Annotated in this window: 28 protein-coding genes; 14 read left to right on the forward strand and 14 right to left on the reverse strand. The window is 69.9% G+C overall.

Translation table 11 applies throughout. The features are described 5' to 3' along the window. The first annotated feature begins 50 nt into the window (after positions 1–50). The 3 genes from AB0L64_RS09485 to AB0L64_RS09495 are packed head-to-tail and all read left to right on the forward strand — an operon-like array spanning position 51 to position 2,416. A complete protein-coding gene (locus AB0L64_RS09485; protein WP_363709513.1) occupies positions 51–1,148 on the forward strand; it encodes a 4Fe-4S dicluster domain-containing protein in 1,098 nt (365 codons plus the stop codon). Then, entirely contained in the window at positions 1,141–1,602 is a 462-nt protein-coding gene (locus tag AB0L64_RS09490; RefSeq protein WP_363709515.1) for a cyclic nucleotide-binding domain-containing protein, read from the forward strand. Before AB0L64_RS09485 ends, AB0L64_RS09490 begins: the two co-directional genes overlap by 8 nt. After that, complete coding sequence (locus AB0L64_RS09495) at positions 1,595–2,416, forward strand: FAD/NAD(P)-binding protein (protein WP_363709517.1); 822 nt, start codon at positions 1,595–1,597, stop codon at positions 2,414–2,416. The genes AB0L64_RS09490 and AB0L64_RS09495 overlap by 8 nt, the downstream gene beginning before the upstream one ends. Before the next feature lies 1 nt (position 2,417). Here AB0L64_RS09495 and AB0L64_RS09500 read toward each other — a convergent pair whose 3' ends face one another. The 11 genes from AB0L64_RS09500 to AB0L64_RS09550 all read right to left on the reverse strand — a co-directional run bounded on the left by AB0L64_RS09500 (position 2,418) and on the right by AB0L64_RS09550 (position 11,624). Next, positions 2,418–3,215 carry a DUF6390 family protein gene (locus AB0L64_RS09500; protein WP_363709519.1) on the reverse strand — a complete coding sequence of 266 codons (798 nt, stop codon included), beginning with the start codon at positions 3,213–3,215 and terminating at the stop codon, positions 2,418–2,420. Next, positions 3,212–4,111: a DMT family transporter gene (locus AB0L64_RS09505; RefSeq protein ID WP_363709521.1), complete on the reverse strand. Its 900-nt coding sequence runs from the start codon at positions 4,109–4,111 to the stop codon at positions 3,212–3,214. The genes AB0L64_RS09500 and AB0L64_RS09505 overlap by 4 nt, the downstream gene beginning before the upstream one ends. Further along, positions 4,108–4,317 carry a HypC/HybG/HupF family hydrogenase formation chaperone gene (locus AB0L64_RS09510; protein ID WP_363709523.1) on the reverse strand — a complete coding sequence of 70 codons (210 nt, stop codon included), beginning with the start codon at positions 4,315–4,317 and terminating at the stop codon, positions 4,108–4,110. Before AB0L64_RS09510 ends, AB0L64_RS09505 begins: the two co-directional genes overlap by 4 nt. Before the next feature lie 104 nt (positions 4,318–4,421). Further along, a complete protein-coding gene (locus AB0L64_RS09515) occupies positions 4,422–5,537 on the reverse strand; it encodes a site-2 protease family protein (RefSeq protein ID WP_363709525.1) in 1,116 nt (371 codons plus the stop codon). Between the two features lie 59 nt (positions 5,538–5,596). Continuing rightward, on the reverse strand, positions 5,597–6,448 hold the full coding sequence (locus AB0L64_RS09520; protein ID WP_363709527.1) for a hypothetical protein: 852 nt from the start codon (positions 6,446–6,448) through the stop codon (positions 5,597–5,599). After that, on the reverse strand, positions 6,441–6,824 hold the full coding sequence (locus tag AB0L64_RS09525; protein ID WP_363709529.1) for an HPF/RaiA family ribosome-associated protein: 384 nt from the start codon (positions 6,822–6,824) through the stop codon (positions 6,441–6,443). Before AB0L64_RS09525 ends, AB0L64_RS09520 begins: the two co-directional genes overlap by 8 nt. Positions 6,825–6,959: 135 nt before the next feature. Next, the gene (locus tag AB0L64_RS09530; protein ID WP_363709531.1) at positions 6,960–8,360 is read right to left on the reverse strand and encodes an NAD(P)(+) transhydrogenase (Re/Si-specific) subunit beta; all 1,401 of its coding nucleotides are present in this window, start codon (positions 8,358–8,360) and stop codon (positions 6,960–6,962) included. Continuing rightward, positions 8,357–8,635 carry an NAD(P) transhydrogenase subunit alpha gene (locus tag AB0L64_RS09535; protein WP_359922772.1) on the reverse strand — a complete coding sequence of 93 codons (279 nt, stop codon included), beginning with the start codon at positions 8,633–8,635 and terminating at the stop codon, positions 8,357–8,359. Before AB0L64_RS09535 ends, AB0L64_RS09530 begins: the two co-directional genes overlap by 4 nt. Then, positions 8,632–9,714 carry an NAD(P) transhydrogenase subunit alpha gene (locus AB0L64_RS09540; protein ID WP_363709533.1) on the reverse strand — a complete coding sequence of 361 codons (1,083 nt, stop codon included), beginning with the start codon at positions 9,712–9,714 and terminating at the stop codon, positions 8,632–8,634. The genes AB0L64_RS09535 and AB0L64_RS09540 overlap by 4 nt, the downstream gene beginning before the upstream one ends. Before the next feature lie 37 nt (positions 9,715–9,751). Further along, positions 9,752–10,099: a DUF779 domain-containing protein gene (locus AB0L64_RS09545; RefSeq protein ID WP_363709535.1), complete on the reverse strand. Its 348-nt coding sequence runs from the start codon at positions 10,097–10,099 to the stop codon at positions 9,752–9,754. A 4-nt stretch (positions 10,100–10,103) separates the two neighbouring features. Beyond that, entirely contained in the window at positions 10,104–11,624 is a 1,521-nt protein-coding gene (locus tag AB0L64_RS09550; protein ID WP_363709537.1) for an aldehyde dehydrogenase family protein, read from the reverse strand. Between the two features lie 236 nt (positions 11,625–11,860). Here AB0L64_RS09550 and AB0L64_RS09555 point away from each other — a divergent pair, with 236 nt between their 5' ends. The 8 genes from AB0L64_RS09555 to AB0L64_RS09590 all read left to right on the forward strand — a co-directional run bounded on the left by AB0L64_RS09555 (position 11,861) and on the right by AB0L64_RS09590 (position 18,078). Continuing rightward, positions 11,861–12,304, forward strand: coding sequence for a hypothetical protein (locus tag AB0L64_RS09555; protein WP_363709539.1), 444 nt, complete (start codon positions 11,861–11,863; stop codon positions 12,302–12,304). Positions 12,305–12,454: 150 nt separating this feature from the next. Then, entirely contained in the window at positions 12,455–12,592 is a 138-nt protein-coding gene (locus AB0L64_RS09560) for a hypothetical protein (RefSeq protein ID WP_363709541.1), read from the forward strand. Positions 12,593–13,029: 437 nt separating this feature from the next. Beyond that, the gene (locus AB0L64_RS09565; RefSeq protein ID WP_363709543.1) at positions 13,030–14,010 is read left to right on the forward strand and encodes a calcium/sodium antiporter; all 981 of its coding nucleotides are present in this window, start codon (positions 13,030–13,032) and stop codon (positions 14,008–14,010) included. A gap of 49 nt (positions 14,011–14,059) precedes the next feature. Beyond that, on the forward strand, positions 14,060–14,653 hold the full coding sequence (locus AB0L64_RS09570; protein WP_363709545.1) for a hypothetical protein: 594 nt from the start codon (positions 14,060–14,062) through the stop codon (positions 14,651–14,653). Continuing rightward, positions 14,640–15,116 carry a hypothetical protein gene (locus tag AB0L64_RS09575; RefSeq protein WP_363709547.1) on the forward strand — a complete coding sequence of 159 codons (477 nt, stop codon included), beginning with the start codon at positions 14,640–14,642 and terminating at the stop codon, positions 15,114–15,116. Before AB0L64_RS09570 ends, AB0L64_RS09575 begins: the two co-directional genes overlap by 14 nt. Positions 15,117–15,335: 219 nt before the next feature. Further along, positions 15,336–16,058: a hypothetical protein gene (locus AB0L64_RS09580; RefSeq protein WP_363709549.1), complete on the forward strand. Its 723-nt coding sequence runs from the start codon at positions 15,336–15,338 to the stop codon at positions 16,056–16,058. A 258-nt stretch (positions 16,059–16,316) separates the two neighbouring features. Continuing rightward, positions 16,317–16,760, forward strand: a complete 444-nt coding sequence (locus tag AB0L64_RS09585) for a CBS domain-containing protein (RefSeq protein WP_363709551.1) — start codon at positions 16,317–16,319, stop codon at positions 16,758–16,760. A 28-nt stretch (positions 16,761–16,788) separates the two neighbouring features. Then, the gene (locus tag AB0L64_RS09590) at positions 16,789–18,078 is read left to right on the forward strand and encodes an ArsB/NhaD family transporter (RefSeq protein WP_363709553.1); all 1,290 of its coding nucleotides are present in this window, start codon (positions 16,789–16,791) and stop codon (positions 18,076–18,078) included. A gap of 192 nt (positions 18,079–18,270) precedes the next feature. Here the strand turns inward: AB0L64_RS09590 and AB0L64_RS09595 are convergent, their stop codons facing one another. Beyond that, entirely contained in the window at positions 18,271–19,110 is an 840-nt protein-coding gene (locus tag AB0L64_RS09595) for a GNAT family N-acetyltransferase (RefSeq protein ID WP_363709555.1), read from the reverse strand. Continuing rightward, a complete protein-coding gene (locus tag AB0L64_RS09600; RefSeq protein WP_363709557.1) occupies positions 19,107–19,772 on the reverse strand; it encodes a GNAT family N-acetyltransferase in 666 nt (221 codons plus the stop codon). The genes AB0L64_RS09595 and AB0L64_RS09600 overlap by 4 nt, the downstream gene beginning before the upstream one ends. Here AB0L64_RS09600 and AB0L64_RS09605 point away from each other — a divergent pair. After that, entirely contained in the window at positions 19,771–20,883 is a 1,113-nt protein-coding gene (locus AB0L64_RS09605; RefSeq protein ID WP_363709559.1) for a beta-propeller fold lactonase family protein, read from the forward strand. The genes AB0L64_RS09600 and AB0L64_RS09605 overlap by 2 nt on opposite strands. A 24-nt stretch (positions 20,884–20,907) precedes the next feature. Here the strand turns inward: AB0L64_RS09605 and AB0L64_RS09610 are convergent, their stop codons facing one another. Further along, positions 20,908–21,393, reverse strand: a complete 486-nt coding sequence (locus AB0L64_RS09610; RefSeq protein ID WP_363709561.1) for a TspO/MBR family protein — start codon at positions 21,391–21,393, stop codon at positions 20,908–20,910. A 190-nt stretch (positions 21,394–21,583) separates the two neighbouring features. On the opposite strand from AB0L64_RS09610, the gene AB0L64_RS09615 reads away from it, so the two are divergent. Then, on the forward strand, positions 21,584–22,948 hold the full coding sequence (locus AB0L64_RS09615) for an MBL fold metallo-hydrolase (RefSeq protein WP_363709563.1): 1,365 nt from the start codon (positions 21,584–21,586) through the stop codon (positions 22,946–22,948). Positions 22,949–23,117: 169 nt separating this feature from the next. Beyond that, positions 23,118–24,227 (forward strand): PIG-L family deacetylase, encoded by a 1,110-nt coding sequence (locus tag AB0L64_RS09620; protein WP_363709565.1) that lies wholly within the window; start codon positions 23,118–23,120, stop codon positions 24,225–24,227. Positions 24,228–24,229: the final 2 nt, after the last annotated feature.

Consider the following 24,229-nt stretch of genomic DNA (forward strand, 5'->3'; position numbering starts at 1 on the left):
GGACCTTCGGCCCTTGGAGAGCTCCGGCTCCCGGAGGCACGATCGCGGGTATGACGCAGGCGATCATCGAAGGCCTCGACGACCTGGTCGAGGTCCTGATGAGCGACGGTTACCAGGTCGTCGGTCCGACGGTGTCCGGCAGCGCCATCGTGCTGGCGGAGCTCACCGACGCCGGCCAGCTGCCGGCCGGGTGGGGTGTCGAGACCGGGCCCGGGCGTTACCGCCTGCATCGCCGCGAGGACGACGCGATGTTCGCCCACTCGGCCGGACCGCAGTCCTGGAAGACGTTTCTGCATCCACCTCACCGCACGCTGTGGTCGACGGACGCGGACGGCTCGTTCCGTCCTGCCGACGAACCGGCCCGGCGGTACGCGCTGCTCGGCGTCCGGGGATGTGACCTGGCCGCGATCGGCAAGCTGCGCGACGTGCTCGGCGGCGGTCCTCATCCGGACGGGTCGTTCCAGGACCGGCACCGCGCGCTGTTCGTCGTGGCGGTCAACTGCACCGAGCCCGGCGAGGTCTGCTTCTGTGCGTCGATGGGCACCGGCCCGGCCGCCGGGCCGGGCGCGGACCTGACGCTCACCGAGCTGACCCCGACCGACGGCCACCGGTTCCTCGCCGAGGCCGGCACCGACGCGGGCGAGGCACTGCTGGCCCGGATCGACCATCGCGACGCCGCCGCGGACGAGACGGACGCCGCGCGTCTGGCGGTCGAGGACGCGACCCACAAGATGGGACGCGCGATGCCGGAGGTGGACCTGCGCGCGCTGCTGGTCGGCAGTCGCGAGTCCGCGCACTGGGAGGACGTCGCGGAGCGCTGTCTCACGTGCGGCAACTGCACCATGGTCTGCCCGACCTGTTTCTGCACGACCACCGAGGACGTCACCGACCTCACCGGTGACCACGCCGAACGCCGGCAACGCTGGTCGTCGTGTTTCGAGCTCGACTTCTCGTACCTGCACGGGGGCAGCGTCCGCAGCTCCGGCGAGAGCCGTTACCGGCAGTGGATCACCCACAAGCTCGGCACCTGGCACGACCAGTTCGGCGGATCCGGTTGCGTCGGCTGCGGCCGGTGCATCGCTTGGTGTCCCGTGGGCATCGACATCACCGAAGAGATCGGCCGGCTCGCCGAGTCCGCGCATGGCTGACACCACGCTCTTCGACGACCTCACCGCCCCCGAACGGGAGGCGTTCTTCAGCACCGCCCGTGAAGTCTCCTACGACGACGGCGACCGGCTGTTCGAGGAGGGCGGGCCCGCCGGCTACTGCTGGCTCATCCGGCACGGCCGGGTAGCACTCGACACGGCGGTCCCCGGTCGCGGCCACGTCGTCGTACAGACACTCGGCCCGGGTGATCTGCTCGGCTGGTCGTGGCTCGTCCCGCCGTACCGCTGGCACTTCGGCGCCCGCGCGATCGGCGCCGTCCAGGCCACGGCGTTCGACGCTGCCCAACTCCGGGCGCTCGCGGACCAGGATCCCCGGCTCGGGTACGCCCTCACCCGGCAACTGCTCGCCGTCGTCCTCGACCGGCTGCAGACGACCCGGGCGCGGCTGCTCGATCTGTACGGCGATGCGATCCCTGAGGACACCGCTCGTGGCTGAGCCGATGCTGCCGGTCCGGTACCGGGTCGTCGACCGGACAGTCGAGACCCGCGACTCGGCCACGGTGTCGCTGCGACCTGTCGATCGTCCGCTGCCGCCGTTCCGCCCCGGACAGTTCGCGATGCTCTACGCGTACGGCATCGGTGAGGTGCCGATCTCGATCAGCGGCATCGGCGACGACGGCACGCTGATCCACACCGTGCGGGCGGTCGGCGCGGTCAGCCAGGCGCTGCACGACGCCGGTCCCGGAGCGATCCTCGGTGCCCGCGGCCCGTTCGGTACGACCTGGGACCTTGACGAGGCCGACGGCAACGACCTGGTCGTGGTCGCCGGCGGAGTCGGTCTCGCCCCACTGCGGCCGCTGCTGCTCGCGGCGCTGGGCCGGCGCGCGGCGTACCGCAGGATCGTCCTGATCGCCGGCGCCCGGACGCCGGACGAGTTCCTGTTCCGCGCCGAGCTGGACCGATGGGTGGATCGCGACGACCTCGACACCGAGCTCACCGTCGACCGCCCGGCGACCGGCTGGCCAGGCGCGGTCGGGTTCGTCACCGAACCACTCCGACGGCTGCGCATCGCGCCCGAGCGAACCGTCGCGTTCCTCTGCGGACCGGAGCCGATGATGCGGTTCAGCGCCCGCGTCCTGCGCGATGCTGGGGTACCGGACGAGCGGATCCAGGTCTCGCTCGAACGCTCGATGAAGTGCGGTGTCGGCCTCTGCGGGCACTGCCAGCTCGGCCCGCTGCTGCTCTGCCGCGACGGTCCTGTCGTGGACTACGCCACCGTCGAACCGCTGCTCGTCGTGCCTGAGCTGTGACTCAGGTCCTACGCCTGCCTCCGGGCATCGCCGGTTCGAGTACGCCGCCGACCGCGGGGCGGCCGAGGGCGTGGTTGACCAGCGTGAGCAGGTACGCCGTGGTCTCGCGCAGCGCGGATACCTGCGCGCGGGTCAGGACGTCGCAGATCCAGTTCCAGTGCACCGCGACGAGATCACCCGGTTGTGCCGAGTGGACCAACTGGCGGCCACGCGAGCCGCTCTGCACGCGCCGTACGGCCGGTTCTCCCAGCCGGAGCCGGCCGTTGTCGTAGCGCAGCGGGCGCACGCTCACGTCGGCCGCCTCGTTGTCGACGGCAACGACATTGCCCCAGGAGATCCGGCAGCTGTCCAGCACCCGCAACGGATCGGCCGCAGGCCCGGCCCGCAGCAGGCCTGTCCACGGGTACACCGCGAACACGTGGAAGTTGTGGTGCGGCCGGCCGCCGAGGATCGCCAGTCCGACGGGGTCGGCCGCCCCGTGCTTGAGGGGACGGTCGAACCGGTCCGTCAGGTGTGCCGCCAGCAAGGAGCCGGGGACGTTGTCCAGCAGGCGGTTGCCCACCCAGTAGGCCTCCACCACATCGGCATCGAGCGGGTCGCGTGCGTTCGCCGCGGCGATCAGCGACAGGTACGGCCACGCACCGAGGAAGCGTTGCGCGATCGCCACCAGACCGCGGTCGGTCACAGCGCTGTCGGCGTACTCCAGCAGTTCGTCGGAATCCTCGGGGCCGCAGTAGCCGAGCGCGTTGGGCGGGTAGGCGTACTGCGCGAACAGCAGCGGACCCGATGCGCGGTTCATCGTGCCAGGACCGGTTGCGGTCGGGCCAGGGCCGCAAGGCCCGCGCCGGCCACCAGCAATGCGATACCGATACCGGCCTGCGGTGTCACGACCGTGCCCTTGACGACCGCGTTGAGCAGGGCGGTGATCACGGCAGCGACCACCAGTACGGCGGTGACGTCGACCGCCGGAGCCAGGGCCAGAGCGCGGTACCAGGTCGCGACGTACCCGGCCAGCAGGAGTCCGGTGAGGGCCGCCCAACGCCAGCCCGCCGCACTCAGCCCGATGAGACCGGACCAATGCCCGCTGACCGCGACCCAGCCGATCAGCAGCAGCACACCAAGGCCCATCCGTGCTACCGCGAGCAGGTCTGGCGTCACCGCGACGAGGAGCCGCTTCACCACGATCACTTCGACCGCCCACAGCAGCGTCGCGGCCAGCAGCATCAGTTCCCCGGTGCCGAAGCGGAACCCACCGAGGCCTCCGTCGAGCGCGACCTGCCCACCGAGCAGCAGACCGATCGCCACGTACTGCAGGAGCCCGAGCCGCTCACCCAGCAGCGGTACGGCGAGCAACGCCACCCACAGCACCAGCGTCTTGTGCACGAACGCCGCGTGGGTCGACGAGGCATGCGCCAACCCGTTGAAGAACAGCACGAACGGCACCGATCCGCCGACGACGGCCACCGCCGGCAGGCCGGCCCATTGACGCCTCGAGAGGCGCGGCGCCGGCCGTCGTCCGCGGACACCGGCCACCAGCAGGATCAACACCACCGCGGCGACGAGGTTCTTCGCTGTGGTGTACACCGTGGCGTCGCGGACGACCCGCACGCCGTACGAATTGACGAACACGGACACGCCGCTGATCAGCGCCGTGCCGAAGGCGAGCACGATCCCCTGTGCCCTTGGTCCTCTCATCGGCCTCCCCCATCACCGTCGGCATCGTCCACCCGATCGATCGCGTACCCCGAATGCACCAGCACCAAGTCACCCACCGCGGCGTCCGGCAGGAACGCGAAACAGACCTGCCGCCGGCCGACCACGGTGTCCACCGTCCCGGTGCGGGCCACGGCCGGCCCGGCGGCGTCGAACTCGACCACCCGGCCCACGATGCCGATACACACCTGCGCCGCACCTCCCCCACGAACGTGTCCACCAGCCTCCTCGCGGTCGACCGCGCTCAGCAGGGCCTTTGGTCCCGAATCCGCCAGGCCACTGGGCGCCGGACTCACGTCGATCTCGACCCGTCCTGATCGAGGGCGCGCGCGACGTCGTACCCGGTGACCAGACCGACCAGCTGCGCGGCCTCGACGACCAGCGCGACCTCGTCAGGGCCGAGTTGCCGCAGGTCGGCGAGCGGTGCTCGGGGGTCGACGACGGGGAGCTCTTCGAGCGGGGTCTGGACGTCGGCGAGCACTGTCGTGGGGCGCAGTTCCACCGGTACGGCGGCCAGCCGGCCGAGGCTGACCACGCCGGTCGTGCGGCCGTCGGGTCCCTCCACGGGGAAGACGAGTTGCGGGATGTCCGGAAGCATCCCGGCCAGGAACCGGTCGATCGACAGCGATCCGGCGCCGGACCTGGTCGCCGGCCGCATCACGTCACCTGCGACCAGCCGCTCACCCGCGCTGCGCGCACGAGCCTGCCGACCCTCGGCGGTCGCGGCGATCGCGATCACGTAACCGACCGCGATCAGCCAGAGGCCGCCCGCATCCCGCGTCACCAGCTGCACGATTCCCGCAACCGCCACCAGCCCGCCGACGGTCTGGCCGGCGACCGACGCCGCCGCGGTCGCCCGGTCGGGGTCGCCGTATCGGTGCCAGAGCCAGGCGCGCACCACCCGGCCGCCGTCCAGCGGTACGCCGGGCAGCAGGTTGAAGACTCCGAGCGCGATGTTCATCACCGCGAACCACAGCACGGTCGCCTGCAACAGCTCCGGAGCATGGACGGCCGCGAGCAGCAATCCGCCACCGCCGGACACGACACCGATACCGATGCTCGTGGCGGGCCCCGCGGCCGCAATCATGAACGCCGCACGGGGGGTGGCCGGATCGCCGTCCAGCACACTGACGCCGCCCAGCATCCAGAGCGTGATCCGCTGAACCGGCAGCTGGTACCGGCGGGCGGTCAGCCCGTGCGCGAGTTCGTGGGCGAGCAGCGACGCCAGGAAGGCGATCGCCGCGACGACGCCCGTCGTCCAGTACGCCGCCGCGCTGCGGCCCGGAACGAGTTCGGGCAGCGCGGTCGAGGCCAGCGTGTAGCTGACCAGCGCCATCATCAGCAGCACCGACCAGTGCGCGCCGATCGGGATGCCGGCGATCCGCCCGAACCGCAGCGTCTCGTTCATCGTCGCAACCGCAGCGGGCGGCCGGGCGGCGTCCGCGGATCGAGTGTCATCGGGCGCCTTCAGTCGACGGTGCGGATCGCCGTGATCGCGAAGGCCTCGACGCCCTGGTAGTGGCCGCCGGTCGACGCCACGACGACGACCGCGGGATCCGTCGCTCCCTGGAAGCTCACCTGCGCCGACCACGGCTGCGACTGGCCACCCGCGGCCACGCAGCACAACGTTCCGAGCCGGGCATCGGTCGACGCCTGACGTACGTCGACGCGGATGGCCTCGTCGACGCCCGTGATCCGCCCGCCGACCGTCAGGGGCGAGTGGGCCGCGGCGCCGTACCGCGGTTGCGTCAGCGTCAGGCTGCTGTCCCGGGTCCCGACGACCTCCCACGGGGCGTCGTCGCCCTGCCCGAACCGGGCGAGGTGGATGACAGCCGCGACCGACGGCGGGTTGTGCTCGGCGCGGTAGCCGACCGATACATAGGCCTCGTCACCGCGCACGGACTTCGCGACCACCAGGTCGATCTCATGGAAGCCCAGGAACCCGGTCGTGAACGACAGCGCGGTCTGCGCCGGGTCGAGGTGCCAGGGTTGCTTGCCGCCGCTGCGATACGCCTGCTGCCAGTCCGCCACCGCGTCCTCGGACGTGAACGGCCACAAAGGCTGGTAGCCGAAAGTCTGGTGCGCCGGTGTGCTCGTCGTCGGTGACGGGTTCGGCGTCCCGGTCTGCGTCGGCCCGGTCTGCGTGACCGTCGGGGCCGGCGCCTGCGACGTACCGGAATCCTTGCCGGAATCGTTGAACAGGATGACCGTCGTCACCGCGAGCGCGATGATCGCCAGGCAGGCGACCGCGATCGCCCAGCGTGCACGGACGTCGCGGACCACCCGGTCCGGAGGGCGCCCAGGTCCGTTCTCACTCATGGTCCGGTTCCTCCGATTCTTCGTCGTCCTGGTCTTCGGCCGCCGCTTTCGGAAGCCCGGTGTGACGGCGGGACCGCGGCCGTTCGCTGAGGTCGGTGAGCCGGCGACGGAGGCGATCCACTGCCTCGTCGACAGCCTCCGTCAGTACGGCCGCCGTCGCGTGCGCGTGCACCCGTGCCCCGCCGACGTCCGCCTCGGCCGCGACACTGGCCGGCGCCTCGTGCGCCGGGTTGGCCGCAACGGCCAGTACCACGTGCACCAGGTCGACGCGGTCTGCCCGGCGGCTCACGAGGTGGCGGAACTTGTCGCGCGCGTACTCCGCAGTCGACTCCGGAACGTTTCCGCGGACAGTGAGTTGGACATTCACCGAGCTCATGGCATCCCCCGGGGATTCGACATCGACCGCGGGTCGCCGGCTGATGCCCTCATGCATCCAGCGTCTGCCGTCCCGAACCCGCGGAGCAGGGCCGAACGTCCCGTGCGGAGCGAGGCCGACGGCCGCGCGGCCGGCTCAGCGCCCTACGGCGTAGGCCTGGAGCTCGGTGATCAAGGCCGTCAGGACGACCTTCGCGTCGCCGAACAACATCGCCGTGCGCGGATTCGTGTAGAGCTCGTTGTCGATCCCGGCGTACCCGTGGCCGAGCGAACGCTTCACCACGATCACGCTGCGGGCCTTGTCGACGTCCAGGATCGGCATCCCGGAGACCGCGTTGCCCGGCCGGCGCGCGGCCGGATTCGTCACGTCGTTCGCACCGACGACCAGGACGACATCCGTCGCCGCGAACTGCGGGTTGATCTCGTCGAGATCCTTGAGCAGCGGGTACGGCGCGTTGGCCTCGGCCAGCAGGACGTTCATGTGCCCCGGCATCCGGCCGGCGACCGGATGAATGCCGTAGCTGACGTCGACGCCGCGCTCTGCCAGGGCCTGCGCGAGCTCCACCACCTCGTGCTGGGCCTGCGCCGCCGCGAGCCCGTAGCCGGGCACGACGACGACCTTCCGGGCGTACGCAAGTTGCAGCGCCGCGTCGTCCGCCGTCACCGCGCGGACGCTGCCGATCGCGGTCGTCGCGGACACGGCCTGCTCGTCGCCGGTGCCGAAACCGCCCGCGACGATGTTCAGCAGCGACCGGTTCATCGCGACCGCCATCAGCTTGGTCAGAATGCCACCGGCCGCGCCGACGAGCGCACCCGCGATGATCAGCGGCGTACTCCCGATCACGAACCCCGCCATCGCCACCGCCGTTCCGGTGCAGGCGTTCAGCAGCGAGATCACCACCGGCATGTCGGCGCCGCCGATCGGCAGCGTCGCCAGTACGCCGACGGCCAGCGCGGCCCCGGTCAGGATCCCGAGGGCTCCGAGGCCGCCCCGCGCCGTGTAGAGCACCCCAGCGGTCAGCGCGGTCAGACCGAGCAGCAGGTTGACCAGCCGTCCGCCGGCGAACGTCAACGGCCGGCCGGGCACGACACCGGCGAGTTTGCCCGCTGCGATCAAGGATCCCGAGAACGTGACAGCGCCGATCAGCACGTCCAAGAACGTGGCGAGCGTGGTACTGGTCGGTCGGCCCGTCGAGCCGGGCAGCGCGTCGCCGAACGCGATGAGTGCTGCCGCGCCGCCGCCGACCGCGTTGAACAGGCTGACCAGTTGCGGCATCGCGGTCATCTTCACCCGCCGGGCCGCGATCAGACCGGCCGTGGACCCCACTAGCACCCCGATCGCGAGGACGACGGTCGCGGTGAGCGTCATCGTGCCGTCGTCGATCAGTACGACGACGGTCAGCGCGATCGCCACGGCCATCCCGAACGCGGACAACTGGTTGCCGCGGCGCGCGGTCGCCGGCGAGTTCATCAGGTGCAGACCGAGCACGAAGCAGACCGCCGTACCCAGGTAGAGCAGATGCGTCGTGGTGTTCATCGGCGGAACATCTCCAGCATGCGGTCGGTGACGACGTACCCGCCGACCACGTTGGCGGCAGCGAACGCGGCGGCGACGAACAGCAGCACGTAGCCGATCGTCGTGTCGATGCTGGCGGCAACGATCATCACGCCGACCACGACCACGCCGTGGATGGCGTTGGCGCCGGACATCAGCGGCGTGTGCAGGGTCGCGGGGACCTTGGTGATGACCTCGAAGCCGACCAGCACACTGAGCACGAAGACCGTGATGTCGGCGAGCAGTACCGGTGTCATGAGACTGTCTCCTTCGGGTGCACGAGCAGGCCGGCCGTGATCTCGTCGTCCGGGTCGAGCACGACGGAACCGTCCTGGGTCAGGTACTCGAGCACGGACGCGAGGTTGCGCGCCCAGGCGTGCGATGCGGCGCGCGGCAACTGGGCCGGCAGGTTGCCTGCCCCGAGGACGACCACGCCGTTCTCGGTCTCGGTCCGGCCGTCCGCGGGCGATCCCGCGACGTTGCCGCCGAGCGGACCGGCGGCCAGATCGACCACCACCGATCCGGGCGCCATCGCAGCGAGCGCCGCGGCCGGCACGAGTTCAGGTGGACGATGCCCCGGCACCTGAGCGGTGGTGATGACGACGTCGAAGTCCCGGATCGCGTCCACCAGTGCCCGCTGCTGGGCGGCTTGCTCGTCCGGGGTCAGGGTCCGCGCGTAGCCGCCTTCTCCTTCGGCGTCCACGCCCAGATCGAGGACGGCGGCGCCGGTCGACGCGATGTCGGCGCGCGCCGCGGCCCGGACGTCGTACCCCGTGACCAGCGCGCCGAGCCGGCGCGCCGTACCGATCGCCTGGAGGCCGGCGACTCCGCCGCCGAGCACGAGGACCTTGGCCGGACGGACCGTTCCGGCCGCGGTCATCATCATCGGGAAGAACCCGCCGAAGGTGTCCGCGGCGAGTACGGCGGCCTTGTACCCCGCCACGTTGGCCTGCGAGGTGAGCACGTCCATCGACTGGGCCCGGCTGAGCGTCCGCGGCAGTCCCTCGAAGCTGAGCGCGGTGACACCGGCCAGCTTCTCGGGCGCGTCGTACGGGCGGAGCAGGCCGATCACGATCTGGCCGGGACGCAGCCGCCGGCAGTCCGGACGCTGGACCACCGCCAGGATGTCCGCCTGGGCGAACACGTCCGAGCGCTCCGCGATCCGCGCGCCGGCCACGACGTACGCCTCGTCGGGGAAGCCGGCGGCGGTCCCCGCACCGCCCTCGAGGACGACCTCGAAACCGGCCCGCCCCAGCCGCCCCACCACATCGGGGGTGACGGCCACCCGGTTCTCATGCCAGCCCGTCTCCTGTGGGCAGCCGATCAACAGGCTCATCTCGGACCTTTCAGAATGGGAACGGCCGGCGCGGCTCTCATGACGGTTCATTCACAGAGCACTTGGCGGACCGGGTGACGAAATGGGTGCCGGGCCCGGCCGCGAGCGAGAACCCCTCCGGCTCCCCGGGCGCGACGTCGAGCTGGAACGTGGACTCGCCCCAGGCCTGGTCCAGCGCGTAGTCGATGTAGAACGGGCAGCCCTCGATGTCGCCGAGCAGCACGTCGCCGGCACCGATGAGGAACTCGCCGGACGGGTAACACATCGGGGCGCTGCCGGCGCAACAGCCGCCGGACTGGACGAACATGACCGGCCCGCGGTCCGCGCACAGGCGAAGAATCGCCGTGTGCGCGGCCGCGGTGGCCGTGATGCGCTTGACGGACATCAGGTCAGAACAGCCCGAGCGGCTCGTCGCTGTAGCTGACGAGCAGGTTCTTGGTCTGGCTGTAGTGGTCGAGCATCATCCGGTGGTTCTCCCGGCCGATACCGGAGATCTTGTAGCCGCCGAACGCCGCGCCCGCCGGGTACTGGTGGTAGCAGTTCGTCCACACCCGGCCGGCCTTGATCGCCCGGCCCATCCGGTACGCACGGCTGCCGTCCCGCGTCCACACGCCGGCGCCCAGGCCGTAGAGCGTGTCGTTGGCGATCGCGAGTGCCTCGGCCTCGTCCTTGAACGTGGTCACCGCGAGCACCGGCCCGAAGATCTCCTCCTGGAAGACCCGCATCCGGTTGTCGCCGCGCAGCACGGTCGGCTGGAAGTAGTACCCGTTCTCGAACTCACCGGCGACCTTGGCGCGCTCACCGCCGATCAGCACCTCGGCGCCTTCGTCGCGGCCGATCTCGACGTACGACGCGATCTTGTCCAGCTGCGCCTGCGAGACCTGCGCCCCGAGTTGGGTCTCGGTGTCGAGCGGGTTGCCCTGCTTGATCAGCGCGATCCGGTCCAGGCAGCGGCTCATGAACGCGTCGTAGATGTCCTCCTGGATCAGTGCGCGCGACGGGCAGGTGCAGACCTCGCCCTTGTTGAACGCGTACAGCACCAGGCCCTCGACCGCCTTGTCGAGGAACTTGTCGTCGTGCGCCATCACGTCGCCGAGGAAGATGTTCGGGCTCTTGCCGCCGAGCTCGACCGTGGACGGGATCAGGTTCTGCGCGGCGTACTGCATGATCAGCCGCCCGGTCACCGTCTCGCCGGTGAATCCGATCTTCGCGATCCGCGGACTGGTGGCGAGCGCCCTGCCGATCTCGGCACCCGGCCCGGTCACGATGTTGAGCACGCCCGGCGGAACGAGGTCGCCGATCACCTCGGCCAGCTTGAGGATCGACCACGGGGTCGGCGAGGCGGGCTTCATGACCGAACAGTTGCCCGCGGCCCACGCCGGCGCGAGTTTCCAGGCCGCCATCAGCAGCGGGAAGTTGAACGGGATGATCTGACCGACGACGCCGAGCGGCTCACGGAAGTGGTACGCGACCAGGTCCTTGCCGATCTCCGTCGTCCGGCCCTCCTCGGCCCGCGCCGCGGAGGCGAAGTACCGGAAGTGGTCGACCACCAGCGGAATGTCCGCGTTCAGCGTCTCGCGGACCGGCTTGCCGTTCTCCCAGCTCTCGGCGACGGCCAGCATCTCCTTGTTCGCGTCCACCGCGTCGGCGACCGCGTTCAGAACCTCTGCGCGCTCGGCCGCGGACTTCTCACCCCAGGCGTCCTTCGCGGCGTGCGCGGCGTCCAGCGCCAGCTCGACGTCCTCCGGCGTCGAGTGCGCCACCTCGGTGATCGGCTCGGCCGTGGCCGGGCTCAGGTCGACGCGATGCTCACCCTTCGACGGCTCCACCCACCTGCCGCCGATGAAGTTCGCGTACCGTGCCGCGACCTCGACCGGACTTCCGGGTTTGCCGGGTGCGACGTACTGCATGATCCTTCTCCTTCGACTCGACGAGTCCGTGCCTTTCGAGCGAACCGCCGCCCCGGCGTCACTCGTAGGGCCGAAAGACCCGTCCGGCGGGTGATCGCTGTGATGTGGACGACAGATCGGCCCTCGTACGGGGCCGGAGAAGCTGTCAGTCGTGACGTTCGGCGGCGGCCAGAGGTCTTTGGTCACTGGCCGGCGGCACACCGACGACCGACGCTCGTCGTAACGGGAGGCTGACCATGACCACGCCCGACACACAGGTGCCCGCGGCAACTGCCTGGCGCGCGATCCAGTGGGGCTTCGTCGCCCTCTTCGGCTCCGGCGCCGCCGTCCACACCTTCCTGGCGCTCTTCACTCCGGACTCGTACGACGGCTTCGCCGACGCGGCGCTGTTCGACTGGACCCACGACGCCTGGCAGCAGATCTTCATGGCGCACGCCACGCTCTGGGCGCTGCTCCTCGCCGCCGCCGAACTCACCATCGCCGTCCTGCTGGTGAAGTCCCCCCGCATCGGCTACGTCGCCGTGATCCTCTTCCACCTGGCGCTGATGCTCTTCGGCTGGGGCTTCTGGCTCTGGTCCGTCCCGGCTCTGGCCTTCGCCGTACCGGCCGCCTTCCACGCTTTCCACACTTTCCACACTTTCCAGGACGAGAAGCCTGCGGACGGCTCCGCGGACTGGTGACCTTCGGCTCTGCCGTGCGACCGCGCGCCGGCGTGGACTGAAGGTAGGCGGAGGGAGCCGAGAGGCGCGCAGCAGCGGAAACCCCCCTCTGCGAACCGTGCCCGCACAGCCGCGGCGGGCTCCCTTCGCCGCTGACCGAAGGAGCGTCAGATGAGCATCCGCCGACCGGGGCCGGACACCGAGAAGCTCCCATGGTGGAGCCGGCCGTTGCAGATCGCGATCCGCGTGATCGCCATCATCGTGGTCGCCGTCTTCGTCACACTCACAGTCATCCAACTGCTGCCCTGACTCGCGGGCCAGCGCGCTGTGCTTGTTCTGCACCGCATCGGTGCGAGTCACGGCCGCTGCTCTCTCGAGCTCGGCCTCACTCACGTTCGGCAAGCCTATCCGTGCGACCTTGCCCGCATCCCGAAGCGAAGCGAGCGCCGAGACGCCTTCCTCCTCGCGTCGACATCGGACCGAATCCGGTCGGCGCTGATGTCGGCGTCCCACGTGGTCGTGCTCGTCCGTGTGTGGCCACCTTTGGTTCCGACCAGCACACCTGTGCCGCGCGCGGCCTCGGCGGCCAACTCCTCGCCGTACGACGGGGTGTCGACGCGTACCCCGGCTGACAGATCCGCACTGCGCGAGCGGCTTCGACGATCGCTGCGGTATGTTGCTGCTTGGTGTGCCGGGAAGTCTGGTCGGCGGCAGGGGTTGTTGTTTGCCGATCGGAGGGCTGTCTCATGGTGGTGCGGATTCTGCTTGCCGTTGCGGGGCTGGTCGTTCTGACCTTCGCGGCGGATCATCTGGTGCTCGGTTCGTCGCGGCTCGCGCAGCGGTTGCGGATCAGCCCGGTCGTGGTCGGCGTGGTCGTCATCGGGCTTGGTACGTCGGCGCCCGAATTCCTCGTCTCGGGTGTCGCGGCGGCGCGCGGGGACACCGGACTGGCGGTCGGCAACATCGCCGGGTCCAACATCCTGAATCTGACTCTCGTGCTCGGCATCGCAGCGCTGGCCGGTCAGGTGGCGGTGACCTCGCACGTGATCCGCCGCGAAGTGCCGCTCGCCGTGGTGGCTGTCGTTCTGTTCTCGTTCCTGGCCTGGATGGGCCTGCACCCGGTGACCGGCGCGGTGCTCGGCGCCGCAGGGGTGTGCGCGGTGTTCGTCCTCATCCGCTGGGCCCGCGAGGGACGCAGCAACGAGGAGGTCGCGGAGGAGGCAGCGGAGTTCACCAAGGCGTCCGCGACGGTTGACGTTCCGGTGCAGGCGTCGACGCTGCCGGCCTGGTTCGAGCCGGTGCGCGCGGGCTTGGGTCTGGCAGGAGTTCTCGCCGGTGCTCAGCTGCTCGTCTCCAACGCGTCGGCGATCGCGACCGATCTCGGCGTACCGCAGGTCATCATCGGCTTCACCCTGGTCGCGCTCGGCACCTCGCTCCCCGAGCTCGTCACCACGGTCCAGGCCCAGCGCCGCGGCGAGTCCGAACTCGTCGTCGGGAACCTGTTCGGCAGCAACCTGTTCAACAGCCTGGTCGGCGGCGCCGTCGTCGGTATCGCCTCCGGTTCAGCCGCGACCGAACGCGCAGCCGTCGCCCTCAGCGTCACGATGATCCTCACCGCCGTACTGGCCTGGATGCTCCTGCGCCGCGGTCTCGCCCTCACCCGCGTCGAGGCCATCGTCCTCCTCGGCGCCTACGCCCTCACGATGCCGCTGCTGCTCTCGTCCTGACTCTTGTAACGCGCGAGCCCCGTGGGCGGATAGTGCTGTTGAGCTCGTCATGATCGAGCACGGTGTGCCGGGAAGCCTGGTCGGCGACGTACTTGTCGTCGGCCGAAGGAAGCACACCATGCTGAACGTTCCCCGCTGGGCCTCGGTGCTCGGCATCTACGCGCTCCTGGCGACGTTGTTCGGTGTCGTCGCCGTCCTCGACATCCACCATCAGCAAACCGTCGCGCAGGAGTTCCTGGACGCCGGGATCGCGACCACGGCCGATGGGGTCGACGTCGACGTCCGGTACAGCAAGGGTGGCAGCTACATCGACACCGTCGAGGTGACCTTCGTCGTGGCGGCGCAACGACACATGGCGACGTTGTCGAACAGCCTCGGCGACCCTGAAGACAATTCCGAGGGTCGGCATCCACCAGCGGCCGGAACACGGTACGCCCCGCCACTGCGGATCCTCTACAAACCCGACGACCCGTCACAGGTCATGGCTCTCGTGGACGCCGAGGACTTCGCCGCCGACACCGGGATCCCATCCGGCGTCTCGGGTCTCGTCGCGATCGGCGGAACCACCAGTGTCGCGATCGCCGGCGCCTGGCTCGCGTACTCACGGCTGCGGTCCGCGGGGGGTCGTCGTGGCCACGGGTAGACACCGAGACGGCGGTCCGTGGCTCGAGCGCGTCGTCCTGTCCTCGCCGATCGGCGAGTGGTCAACGCTGCGCCTGGTCGTGAGCCTGCTGTGGGTGGCTTTCATGGCGGGCCTGTCGACTTCCTTCGTGTACGACGAACTGGTCCTCAACCACCGCGGTGAAGCCGTGACCGCGCTCGTCACCCGCACCAACTACGACCAGCGCGGCCCTACCTTCAACGCGGAACTGCAGTCACGCTTCCCAGGCGTCCGAGTCCTGGTCGAGAACATCCACCAGCACCCGCACACCGGCGACCTCGTCACTCTGCAGGTCGACCCGCGCAAGCCCACCCGAGTCCGCGACCCGCAATCGTGGCACCGGCATCCGTTCGAAATCGCCCCCATCGCGCTCGCGCCTGCCGCCGCGCTCGTCGCCTGGGCGCACCTGAGCCGCGCCCTCCGCAAACGCCGGCGGCGCCGGTGACGCGAGCGCGCCCCGCTCCCCCTCATCCGTCACAGTCGGATCACGGGTGTAACGGTGGGCCGGGCACGCCGATGTAGGCAGTAACGCGTAGCCCGGCGATCCGCGGCTGTTCGCTGGTGTGCCGGGAAGTCTGGTCGGCGACGTACAAGTCATGTCCCCGACCAGGAGGCCAACTCCATGCCCAGCCGTTTCCTTACTTCTGCCTGCCTGAGTGCTGCCGTGCTCCTGACGGCGACCGGATGCTCCGACGGATCCAACACCGGCTCCCCCGCTCCGTCCAGTACGCCGACGCCGTCGGCGACCGCGTCATCCACACCACCGCCGGCCACCACCGCAGCACCTAGCACCCCACCAGCGACCGCACCCGCGCGTACTCCGGCGCAGCTCACCAAGGCACTGCTGGTGCTGGCCGACCTGCCTGCGGGGTTCTCGATCGAGAAGGCTGACGACTCGGGTGACGACGACGTGACGCTGTCCTCGAAGGACGCCAAGTGCGCCAAGCTCGTCGCGTTCTCCAACGCCGACGTACCGCCGGGTTCCAAGGCTTCCGCCACGCAGTCGTACTCCGGCGGTGCGGAGGGACCGTTCATCGACGAGAGCCTCGACGCGATGGGGTCGGTCGCCGCGGTCGGCGCGCTGCAGAAATCCTTCAAGCAGGCCATCGTGTCCTGCAGAACGATGACTCTGACGATCCCCGGCGAGGGCCGCTCCCCGATCAGCGTGCGCGAGGTCTCGGCCCCGAAGTCCGGAACCGACCCCGTCGCCGTTCGGTTCACCGCGACGTCCGGACCTCTCGAAGGCCTCGAAGTCACGATGATCACAACCGGCGTCGGCGACGTCGTCCTCGCGCTCACGATCGTCAACGGCCTGCCAGACGACATCGAGGGCGCGACGAGCGCCGCCGTACGCAAGGCCCAGTCGGTGCTCGGCTCCGGCACCTGAGTTCCACAGCTATCCTCCGATCCCCCGCAGCGCAGGCAGTGGACCGGCCGCGCCGAAGGACAGCGATGTTTGCCTTCGGCGCGGTCGATGGGGGAAGCTGGCCGCGGTGTGCCGGGAAGTCTGGTCGGCAGTACCCGTCCTCGACCTGGGGTGCGGGCAGACCGGCGATCCCTGGAGGCACTGTGACGTGGGCGGCCACGAGTCCGAGCACCGGGGACAGATCCTGTGCGTCAGTCGCCGTCGGCGTATCGTGCGAATGTGCACGCAGAACAGATAGCCGAGCCGTATCCAGTGGTCAGGCTGGACACGAACGCTCGCGAGGCGGCCGAACTGCTCGCCGCACAGCGGCTGCCCGGCATCATCGTGGTGGACAACGACCAGCGCCCGTACTCGGTGCTGCCTGCGTCACAAGTGGTCCGCTGTCTGGTCCCGAGCTATGTGCAGGACGACCCGTCACTCGCCCGGGTGATCGACGAGTCGCTGGCGGATCGGGTCGCCGACAAGCTCGCGCAGGTGACCGTCCGGCAGATGCTGCCGGCCGAGCCCGCGGAGTTGCCCGTGGTGAACCACGACGACACCGTCCTGGAAGTGGCTGCGATCATGGCCCGCCTGCGCTGTCCGTTGGTCGCCGTCGTCAAGGACAAGGACATCGTCGGGGCGATCACCGCCGCGAGGCTGCTGCAGCTGGTGATACCACACTAGGGTCCCCTGACCGCCTGGCGGTGACGGCGTGACGGCTCTCACCGTCGTCGTCTTCCTCGTCGCCTACCTCCTGATCGCGACCGAGTGGACGCACAAGCTCCTGGCCGCGCTCGGTGGTGCAGCGGTCCTGCTCGCAGTGGGCGTCACCGACTCCGAGCATGCCTTCTACTCCCACGAGACCGGCATCGACTGGGATGTCATCTTTCTCCTGCTCGGCATGATGATCATCGTCGGGATCCTGCGCCGCACTGGCGTCTTCGAGTACGTCGCGATCTGGGCGGCCAAACGCGCCAAGGGATCGCCCCTGCGGGTGATGATCCTGCTCACGCTGATGACCGCGCTCGCCTCGGCGTTCCTCGACAACGTCACCACCGTCCTGCTCATCGCGCCGGTCACGCTGCTGGTCTGCGACCGGCTCGGGATCAGCCCGGTCCCGTTCCTGATCGCCGAGGTGATGGCGTCCAACATCGGCGGCACCGCGACCCTGATCGGTGATCCGCCGAACATCATCATCGCCAGCCGGTCCGGACTCACCTTCAACGACTTCCTGATCCACCTCACGCCGTTGGTCGTGCTCGAACTCATTGTCTTCGTCCTGGTGTTGCCGCGACTGTTCAAAGGCGCATTCGCGGTGGACGAGGACCGCGTCGCCGATGTCCTGCGCCTCAACGAGCGCGAAGCCATCCAGGACACCCGCCTCCTGGTCAAGTGCGGCGCCGTTCTGCTCCTGGTGTTCACCGGATTCGTCGGTCACACGGTGCCTCACATCGAGCCGGCTGTCGTCGCGTTGCTCGGTGCGGGGTTGCTCGTACTGATCTCGAAGGTCCCCACGCGCGACTACATGTCCAGTGTCGAGTGGCAGACGCTCCTCTTCTTCGCTGGTCTGTTCATCATGGTCGGGGCCTTGGTCAGGACCGGGGTGATCGCCGATCTCGCCCAGGCCGTCGGCGAGGTGACCAACGGCAGACCCCTGCTGGCGACGATGCTGATCCTGGTCGTGTCCGCGGTTCTGTCCGGTGTCGTCGACAACATCCCGTACGTCGCCACGATGAGCCCGGTCGTCCTGGAACTGACCAAGACCGTCACCGACCCGGCCCACGGCCACGCCCTGTGGTGGGCCCTCGCGGCCGGCGCCGACTTCGGCGGCAACGCGACCGCGATCGGCGCCAGCGCCAACGTCGTGGTGATCGGCATCGCCCTGCGCGCCGGCCACCCGATCAGCTTCTGGGAGTTCACCCGCAAAGGCGTGGTGATGACCGCGATCACCATCGCCGTCGCAGCGCCGTACCTCTGGCTGCGGTACTTCGTCCTGTCCTGACGCCCTCCTGCCGGCCGCAGCCGTCGCCGGCAGCACCACCGTGCGGCACCGCGACATCGTGACGAACTGATCTCCCGGGTCACGATCTCGTCACCGGCGTAACGTCTGCCCGCCGGGACCGATGTGACCTTTGCGTGCGAGCCCGAAGGTCCCCCCGTGCCATCGGGCTCGCACCGGCCAAGTCGCCAAGGCTCAGGGGTGCTTGACGAGGACCGCGCGGGTGTAGAGGAGATCGAAGCCGCTCCGTTGGGCGTTTTGCTGGGACTTGGAGGCCGGTTGCGTGGTGATCACTCCGACGTCGCAGCCCGCGGCCGCGGCGTCGGCGAGGCGGGTCGTCAGGAACGCGGACTGGATACCGTGTCGTCGGTGCGCCGGAAGTGTGGCGGCGCCTGCGAACTGAGCGATGCCCGCGACCGTGCGCAGCCCGGCCCCGCCCGCGATCTCACCGTGCCGCACGGCGACGTACCGAGTGATGTCCGCGGCGGTCGCGTCGCGTTCCGCGTCGATGTAGGTCTCGCGCGGAAACTCCTCGCGCCACGGAACCCCTTGCGTGTCCGGTGCGGCGACGGCGTCGGCCATGACGTCCAGCCACTGGTCGAGCTCGTCGTCACCGCTCACCCGGATCGTGATCCCCTCCGGCGGCGTCACGTCGTACCGCTGCTCGATCACGAGCCCGAGTACGTTCTCGAACGACTCCAGTTGATACCCGCGCCGGCTCAGCAGGATGCCGATCTCCGGGTCGCCGAGATGCGCGAGCTCGACCTGCACCGGTGCCCCGACCCGGGCGTAGGCACGCTCGATCTCGTCCAGCTCCCCCTCGGCAGGTACGCCGCCGAAGCCGAGCCCGACGACCTTGTTGTACGGCGAGTCGTCAGCCGCGAAGCTCGCGAGCCCGCCGCCCACCGGGATCACGAATCCGCGACCGTCGCCCAACCGGCGATGTGTGGCGCGGGCGCCGGCCTCGATCAGCCCGGCTTCGGCCCGCTCGATCCGCTCCGCGAGCCCGACGTCGCAGAAGAGCCGGCCGGTCATGACTGGTCCGCCACGAGCTCCCGATCCAGCCAGATCCGATCTCGCAACGGGATGCCGTCGATGACGATGCCGTCCGGGTAGCCGGACGCGGAGGTGAAAGCGTCCCGCTCGACCCGAAGCATCCGGAACCCCTGACGCTGATAGAACCGGAGATTCCCCACATCCGCCGCAGCGGTGGAAACCACCATCCGGGAAGCCCCACCGCGCCGGCAGTGCTCCACGGCAGCCTCCACCAACGCCCGGCCCACACCGGTCCCCCGTCGCTCCGCCAGCACCGCCATACTCTTCAACTCGACGGCGCCGTCACCGTCCACGACCTGGAGATGCCCGACCACCAGTCCGTTGTCCTCAGCGACGAGCACGTCCCCGGATCCCAGGTAGCGATCGACCTCCGCCTCGGAGTCGTCCGCCTCCCGGAACAGTCCCCGCAACGCCTCACGGTCCCCGCCCCACCACCGAATCACCATCTCCCCACCATCGCACGCCGCCGGCGAAACCGCGCCCCTGCACACGAAGGGGTGAGTGACCCGTAAGCGCGCCACCGTGTCCGCGCCCGGCGCTAACGGCCGGCTTACCGATCGGCGGATCCGGTCGCGGCCGGCGATTTCGGATCTACCGTCGAACGCATTCATCCCTTTCCTGTCGGAGGAATCGATCATCATGCGCAATCCGTCCGTCCGTTCCCTGCCGCCGCTGCTGCTCGCGGTTGCGGCGCTGGCCGCCGGCGGCACCGGCGTCGCCAACGCTCAGGGGCCGACAGCAACCAATGACGCGCAAGTCGTTGGCCATGTCTACGAAGCGACCAACGCCGCGGCCGGCAATGCGGTTCAGATCTTCGACCGGCTGCGCGACGGCCGGCTGCGTACAGGAAGCGTCGTCGCCACCGGCGGACTGGGGCTCGGAGCGTCGCTGGCGTCGCAGAACGCGCTGGTGCGTCAAGGGGACTTGTTGTTCGTGGTCAACGCCGGCGACGACACGATCTCGACGCTGGCGATCACTCCGCGAGGTCTCGTGCAGCGAGACGTCGAACCCACCGGCGGTGACCGGCCCGTGAGTGTCACGGTCCACGGAAGCACCGTGTACGTCCTCAACCAGGGCGACGGAACCATCAGCGGACTTCGCCTCGGTCCGGACGGTCAGCTGAGCCCCCTCCACGGTTCGACCAGACAGCTCAGCAAGGTCGGCGACACGGACGCAGCCGCCGCACAGGTCTCCTTCACCCCGGACGGGCGCCATCTCCTCGTCACGCACAAGGGCGATCAGACGATCGACACCTTCGCGGTGCACGGCCGGTACGCGGGCCGCGCTGTCCCGAGTCGCTCCGCCGGCTCGACGCCGTACGGCTTCGACTTCGACCGCCGCGGCCACGCGATCGTGTCCGAGGCGGGCCCGAGCGCGGTGTCGTCGTACGCCGTCCGCTTCGGCCGGCTGAGCACGATCAGCCCGTCCGTGCGCGACACCCAGGCGGCTGCCTGCTGGCTTGTCACGACGCGGGACGGCCGCTACGCGTTCACGGTCAATGCCGCGAGCTCGACCGTCTCGTCGTACCGCATCAGCACCGACGGGCGGGTCTCCTTGCTGCAGGCCGTCGCCGCGCGCACCTCCGGCGGCGGCACCGACGCCGCCCTCAGCCCGGACGGCACGACGCTGCAGATTCGCCTCGGCAACGGGAACATCGCGTCGTACGCCGTATCGCACGACGGTGACCTGACTTCCCAGCAGGACACTGCCGGGGCCGCCACGAGCGGAACCGCAGGGCTCGCCACCGACTGACGCTGTTCTGGAGCCGGCGGTCTGTTATCGGTTGAGGTACCAGACCGCCGCGTTCAGCGCCGTCGCGAAGGTGGTCCACAACAGGTACGGGACCAGGAGCCACGCAGCCGCCGGCCGGATCGAATGGAAACGGCGAATGGTCCACACGATCGCCGGCCAGAGCAACAGGATCTCCGCGAGGGCGATCCCGCGCAGGCCCGCGCCGAAGAACAGCGGCGTCCAGGCAGCGTTCAAGAGAAGCTGGACGGTGTAGATCGTCAGCGCGCTCGACCACCCGCTACGACGCCACACCATCCATCCGCTGACGGCGATCGTCACGTAGAGGACTGTCCAGACCGGTCCGAACAGCCAGCTCGGCGGAGCCCACGCCGGTTGCTCCAGAGCACGGTAGCGCGAGGCCGCATCGGCCACGGCCAACCCGCCGATCAGCGCGGCTGCCGCGACGGCCGCGCCGAATCCGGCAAGACCGAGAACCGGGCGGGCGGGATGATCCGTGATCGAGGCGCTCATCTGATTCCCCGTCTGTTGACATCGGCAACCTGAACCCGCCAGTACCCTCATGCGACCCCGTCCACGCACCGTGGAGATCCGGGCCCCGGAAGCTCTGAGGGCCGAACGGCCCCGAAGCTCGGGACTCTCGCCCGCTGCTTCCGCGTGCTCCACCGGCGAACCTGACGACAGTGGCATGGGAGGAGTGGACATGACCGCGCTCACCTTCCTCGGCGCGGCCGGAACGGTGACCGGCAGCAAGTTCCTGCTGGAACACAGCGACGAGCGGATCCTGATCGACTGCGGCCTGTTCCAGGGCGAGGCGCGATGGCGACGCCGCAACTGGGACCCGTTCCCGATCGACCCGGCATCGCTGGACGCCGTCGTACTCACCCACGCACACCTCGACCACTGCGGCTACCTGCCCGGCCTCGTCCGGCAAGGCTTCCACGGACCGGTGATCTGCACGCCCGGTACGGCGGACGTCGCCGCGATCGTGCTCCGTGACGCCGCCCGTCTCCAGATGGAGGACGCTCAGCACGCCCGCGCCGGCGGCTACTCCAAGCACGATCCACCGCAACCGCTCTTCGACTCCGAGGATGCCGAACGGGCGATCCGGTTCTTCCGCCCCATGACCGACGGCGTCCACCTGGCCGATACCTCCGTACGACTGCACCGGGCCGGCCACATCCTCGGCTCGGCCTTCGCGGAGCTCGAGTTCGACGGGCGAAGACTGCTGGTGAGCGGGGATCTCGGCCGCCAACAGCATCCGCTGCTCCGCCCGCCCGAGCCGCCGCCGGCCGTCGACACGGTCCTGGTCGAGGCGACGTACGGCGACCGCCAGCACGACGCGCTCGACCACGCCCAGCTCGCGCACCTGATCTCCACCACCGCGGCACGTGGAGGTGTCGTACTGATGCCGGCCTTCGCGATCGACCGCACCGCGATCCTGCTGCACGAACTCGCCGGCCTGATGCGCGATGGTCTCATCCCCCACCTGCCGGTGTACGTCAACAGCCCGATGGCATTGGCCGCCCTCGACGTCTACCGCGCAGCGGTCGCGAACAAGTCACCCGAGCTCCGCCCCGAGATTCTCGGCGGGCCGGACCCGTTCGACCCCGGGACGCTGCGCCTGGTCCACTCCGTCGAGGAGTCCATGCGGATCAGCGACCCGGGCCGCCCGTCGGTCGTGATCTCGGCGTCCGGCATGGCGACCGGAGGACGGGTGCTGTACCACCTGGCGCGTCTGCTCCCCGGGAGGCGCAACACCGTCGTACTCCCGGGCTTCCAGGTTCCCGGCACGCGCGGCCGCGCGCTGCTGGACGGCGCCCGCGCGCTCAAGATCCACGGCCGCTACGTGCCGGTCCGCGCGCAGGTTGTCGGGCTCTCCGAGTTCTCCGCCCACGCCGACTCCGACGAGCTCATCGGCTGGCTGTCGGCGGCGCCGAGCGCTCCCGAGACCGTGTACGTCGTCCACGGCGAGGACCATGCCCGCGCCGTACTGGCCGGGCGGATCCACGACGAACTCGATTGGACCGCGGTGACACCCAGGCACCTTGAACGCGTCCGCCTCTGATCAGGACCCGGCCCGAACTGGAGACCTTGGCCGACATCGGTGGCGAGCAGAGGGACGTCTGCGGACCGAGGTCGGGACCTTCGTCCGTTCGGCCGGCGGTGCGCCGGACGGACGATCGACGTACGGTGCGGCGTTCGTGGCGAGCCCGCCGACGGTCCGGAGGTGCACGATGACTCGAGTCCGATCAACCATCGACGTGACGAGCACCTTGCCTCGGTGGTCGTCCGTGCTGGCGGTTGTCGCGCATCCGGACGACGAATCGTTCGGGCTCGGCGCGGCACTGGACGCCTTCGCACGGGCCGGCAGCGACGTCTCGGTGCTGTGCCTGACGCACGGGGAGGCCTCGACGCTCGGACCTGCCGGCGACCTCGGCGTACTTCGTGCCAAGGAGCTGCAGATCGCGGCCGGCGCACTGGGCGTCGACTCGGCCGTCCTGCTCGATCATCCCGACGGCGCCTTGGCCACCGTCGACCTGAACACGCTGAAGAGCGACATACTCGCCCAGATCAGGGCGTCGGGCGCAGACGGCCTGCTCGTCTTCGACCCGTCCGGGGTCAGCGGGCACGCCGACCACTCAGCCGCCACCGCCGCCGCGCTGGCAGCTGCTCGCTGCGTGGACCTGCCCGTACTCGGCTGGACGATCCCGCGCCTGGTCGCCGACCGGTTGAACCGGAAATTCTGGACGGCCTTCGCCGGGCACGACTCGCGAGACATCGACCTGGTGGTTCCGGTCGACCGGGAGAACCAGCGCATCGCAAGCCTCGCGCACGCCTCGCAGGCCGTCCCCACGAGTGTGCTCTGGCACCGCCTCGACCTGCTGGGAAACCAGGAGCACTTCCGTTGGCTGCGCCGGCCCACGCCGCCGGCCGCCGAGCCGAACGGCACCAGGACGATCCGGGTCGGCCATCTGGACGGCGACCGTTTCGGCATCCAGATCCGGGAGCACAGGCTCACCGTCGACCAGCCGACGGACGCCGGCGGCGAGGACACCGCCCCCACGCCGACGGAACTCTTCGTCGCGTCCCTTGCCGCATGTGTCGCGTTCTACGCCCGACGCTACCTGCACCGGCACAACCTCGACACCACCGGCCTCAGCGTCGAGACCAGCTTCGCACTGGCGCAGAAGCGGGCGCGAGTCGACCGGATCGACGTCACCGTCAAGCTCGCGGCCGACCTCCCGCCCGCGCGACGCGACGCCCTGCTGGCCGTCGTCAACCACTGCACCGTCCACAACTCGATCACCACCCCGCCGGAGATCTCGATCACCCTGGCAGGGTGAGG

The organism is Kribbella sp. NPDC051936, from assembly GCF_040680955.1.
Taxonomy (GTDB): domain Bacteria; phylum Actinomycetota; class Actinomycetes; order Propionibacteriales; family Kribbellaceae; genus Kribbella.

What these genes read in the sequence shown, in the direction of transcription:
- AB0L64_RS09485 (WP_363709513.1), top strand. Translation starts at nt 51, where the DNA reads ATGACGCAGGCGATCATCGAAGGCCTCGACGACCTGGTCGAGGTCCTG.
- AB0L64_RS09525 (WP_363709529.1), bottom strand. Translation starts at nt 6,824, where the DNA reads ATGAGCTCGGTGAATGTCCAACTCACTGTCCGCGGAAACGTTCCGGAG.
- AB0L64_RS09605 (WP_363709559.1), top strand. Translation starts at nt 19,771, where the DNA reads ATGCGCAATCCGTCCGTCCGTTCCCTGCCGCCGCTGCTGCTCGCGGTT.
- AB0L64_RS09535 (WP_359922772.1), bottom strand. Translation starts at nt 8,635, where the DNA reads ATGACACCGGTACTGCTCGCCGACATCACGGTCTTCGTGCTCAGTGTG.
- AB0L64_RS09540 (WP_363709533.1), bottom strand. Translation starts at nt 9,714, where the DNA reads ATGAGCCTGTTGATCGGCTGCCCACAGGAGACGGGCTGGCATGAGAAC.
- AB0L64_RS09545 (WP_363709535.1), bottom strand. Translation starts at nt 10,099, where the DNA reads ATGTCCGTCAAGCGCATCACGGCCACCGCGGCCGCGCACACGGCGATT.
- AB0L64_RS09500 (WP_363709519.1), bottom strand. Translation starts at nt 3,215, where the DNA reads ATGAACCGCGCATCGGGTCCGCTGCTGTTCGCGCAGTACGCCTACCCG.
- AB0L64_RS09570 (WP_363709545.1), top strand. Translation starts at nt 14,060, where the DNA reads ATGATCGAGCACGGTGTGCCGGGAAGCCTGGTCGGCGACGTACTTGTC.
- AB0L64_RS09530 (WP_363709531.1), bottom strand. Translation starts at nt 8,360, where the DNA reads ATGAACACCACGACGCATCTGCTCTACCTGGGTACGGCGGTCTGCTTC.
- AB0L64_RS09600 (WP_363709557.1), bottom strand. Translation starts at nt 19,772, where the DNA reads ATGATGATCGATTCCTCCGACAGGAAAGGGATGAATGCGTTCGACGGT.
- AB0L64_RS09505 (WP_363709521.1), bottom strand. Translation starts at nt 4,111, where the DNA reads ATGAGAGGACCAAGGGCACAGGGGATCGTGCTCGCCTTCGGCACGGCG.
- AB0L64_RS09490 (WP_363709515.1), top strand. Translation starts at nt 1,141, where the DNA reads ATGGCTGACACCACGCTCTTCGACGACCTCACCGCCCCCGAACGGGAG.
- AB0L64_RS09520 (WP_363709527.1), bottom strand. Translation starts at nt 6,448, where the DNA reads ATGAGTGAGAACGGACCTGGGCGCCCTCCGGACCGGGTGGTCCGCGAC.
- AB0L64_RS09565 (WP_363709543.1), top strand. Translation starts at nt 13,030, where the DNA reads ATGGTGGTGCGGATTCTGCTTGCCGTTGCGGGGCTGGTCGTTCTGACC.
- AB0L64_RS09595 (WP_363709555.1), bottom strand. Translation starts at nt 19,110, where the DNA reads ATGACCGGCCGGCTCTTCTGCGACGTCGGGCTCGCGGAGCGGATCGAG.
- AB0L64_RS09615 (WP_363709563.1), top strand. Translation starts at nt 21,584, where the DNA reads ATGACCGCGCTCACCTTCCTCGGCGCGGCCGGAACGGTGACCGGCAGC.
- AB0L64_RS09610 (WP_363709561.1), bottom strand. Translation starts at nt 21,393, where the DNA reads ATGAGCGCCTCGATCACGGATCATCCCGCCCGCCCGGTTCTCGGTCTT.
- AB0L64_RS09555 (WP_363709539.1), top strand. Translation starts at nt 11,861, where the DNA reads ATGACCACGCCCGACACACAGGTGCCCGCGGCAACTGCCTGGCGCGCG.
- AB0L64_RS09515 (WP_363709525.1), bottom strand. Translation starts at nt 5,537, where the DNA reads ATGAACGAGACGCTGCGGTTCGGGCGGATCGCCGGCATCCCGATCGGC.
- AB0L64_RS09560 (WP_363709541.1), top strand. Translation starts at nt 12,455, where the DNA reads ATGAGCATCCGCCGACCGGGGCCGGACACCGAGAAGCTCCCATGGTGG.
- AB0L64_RS09620 (WP_363709565.1), top strand. Translation starts at nt 23,118, where the DNA reads ATGACTCGAGTCCGATCAACCATCGACGTGACGAGCACCTTGCCTCGG.
- AB0L64_RS09550 (WP_363709537.1), bottom strand. Translation starts at nt 11,624, where the DNA reads ATGCAGTACGTCGCACCCGGCAAACCCGGAAGTCCGGTCGAGGTCGCG.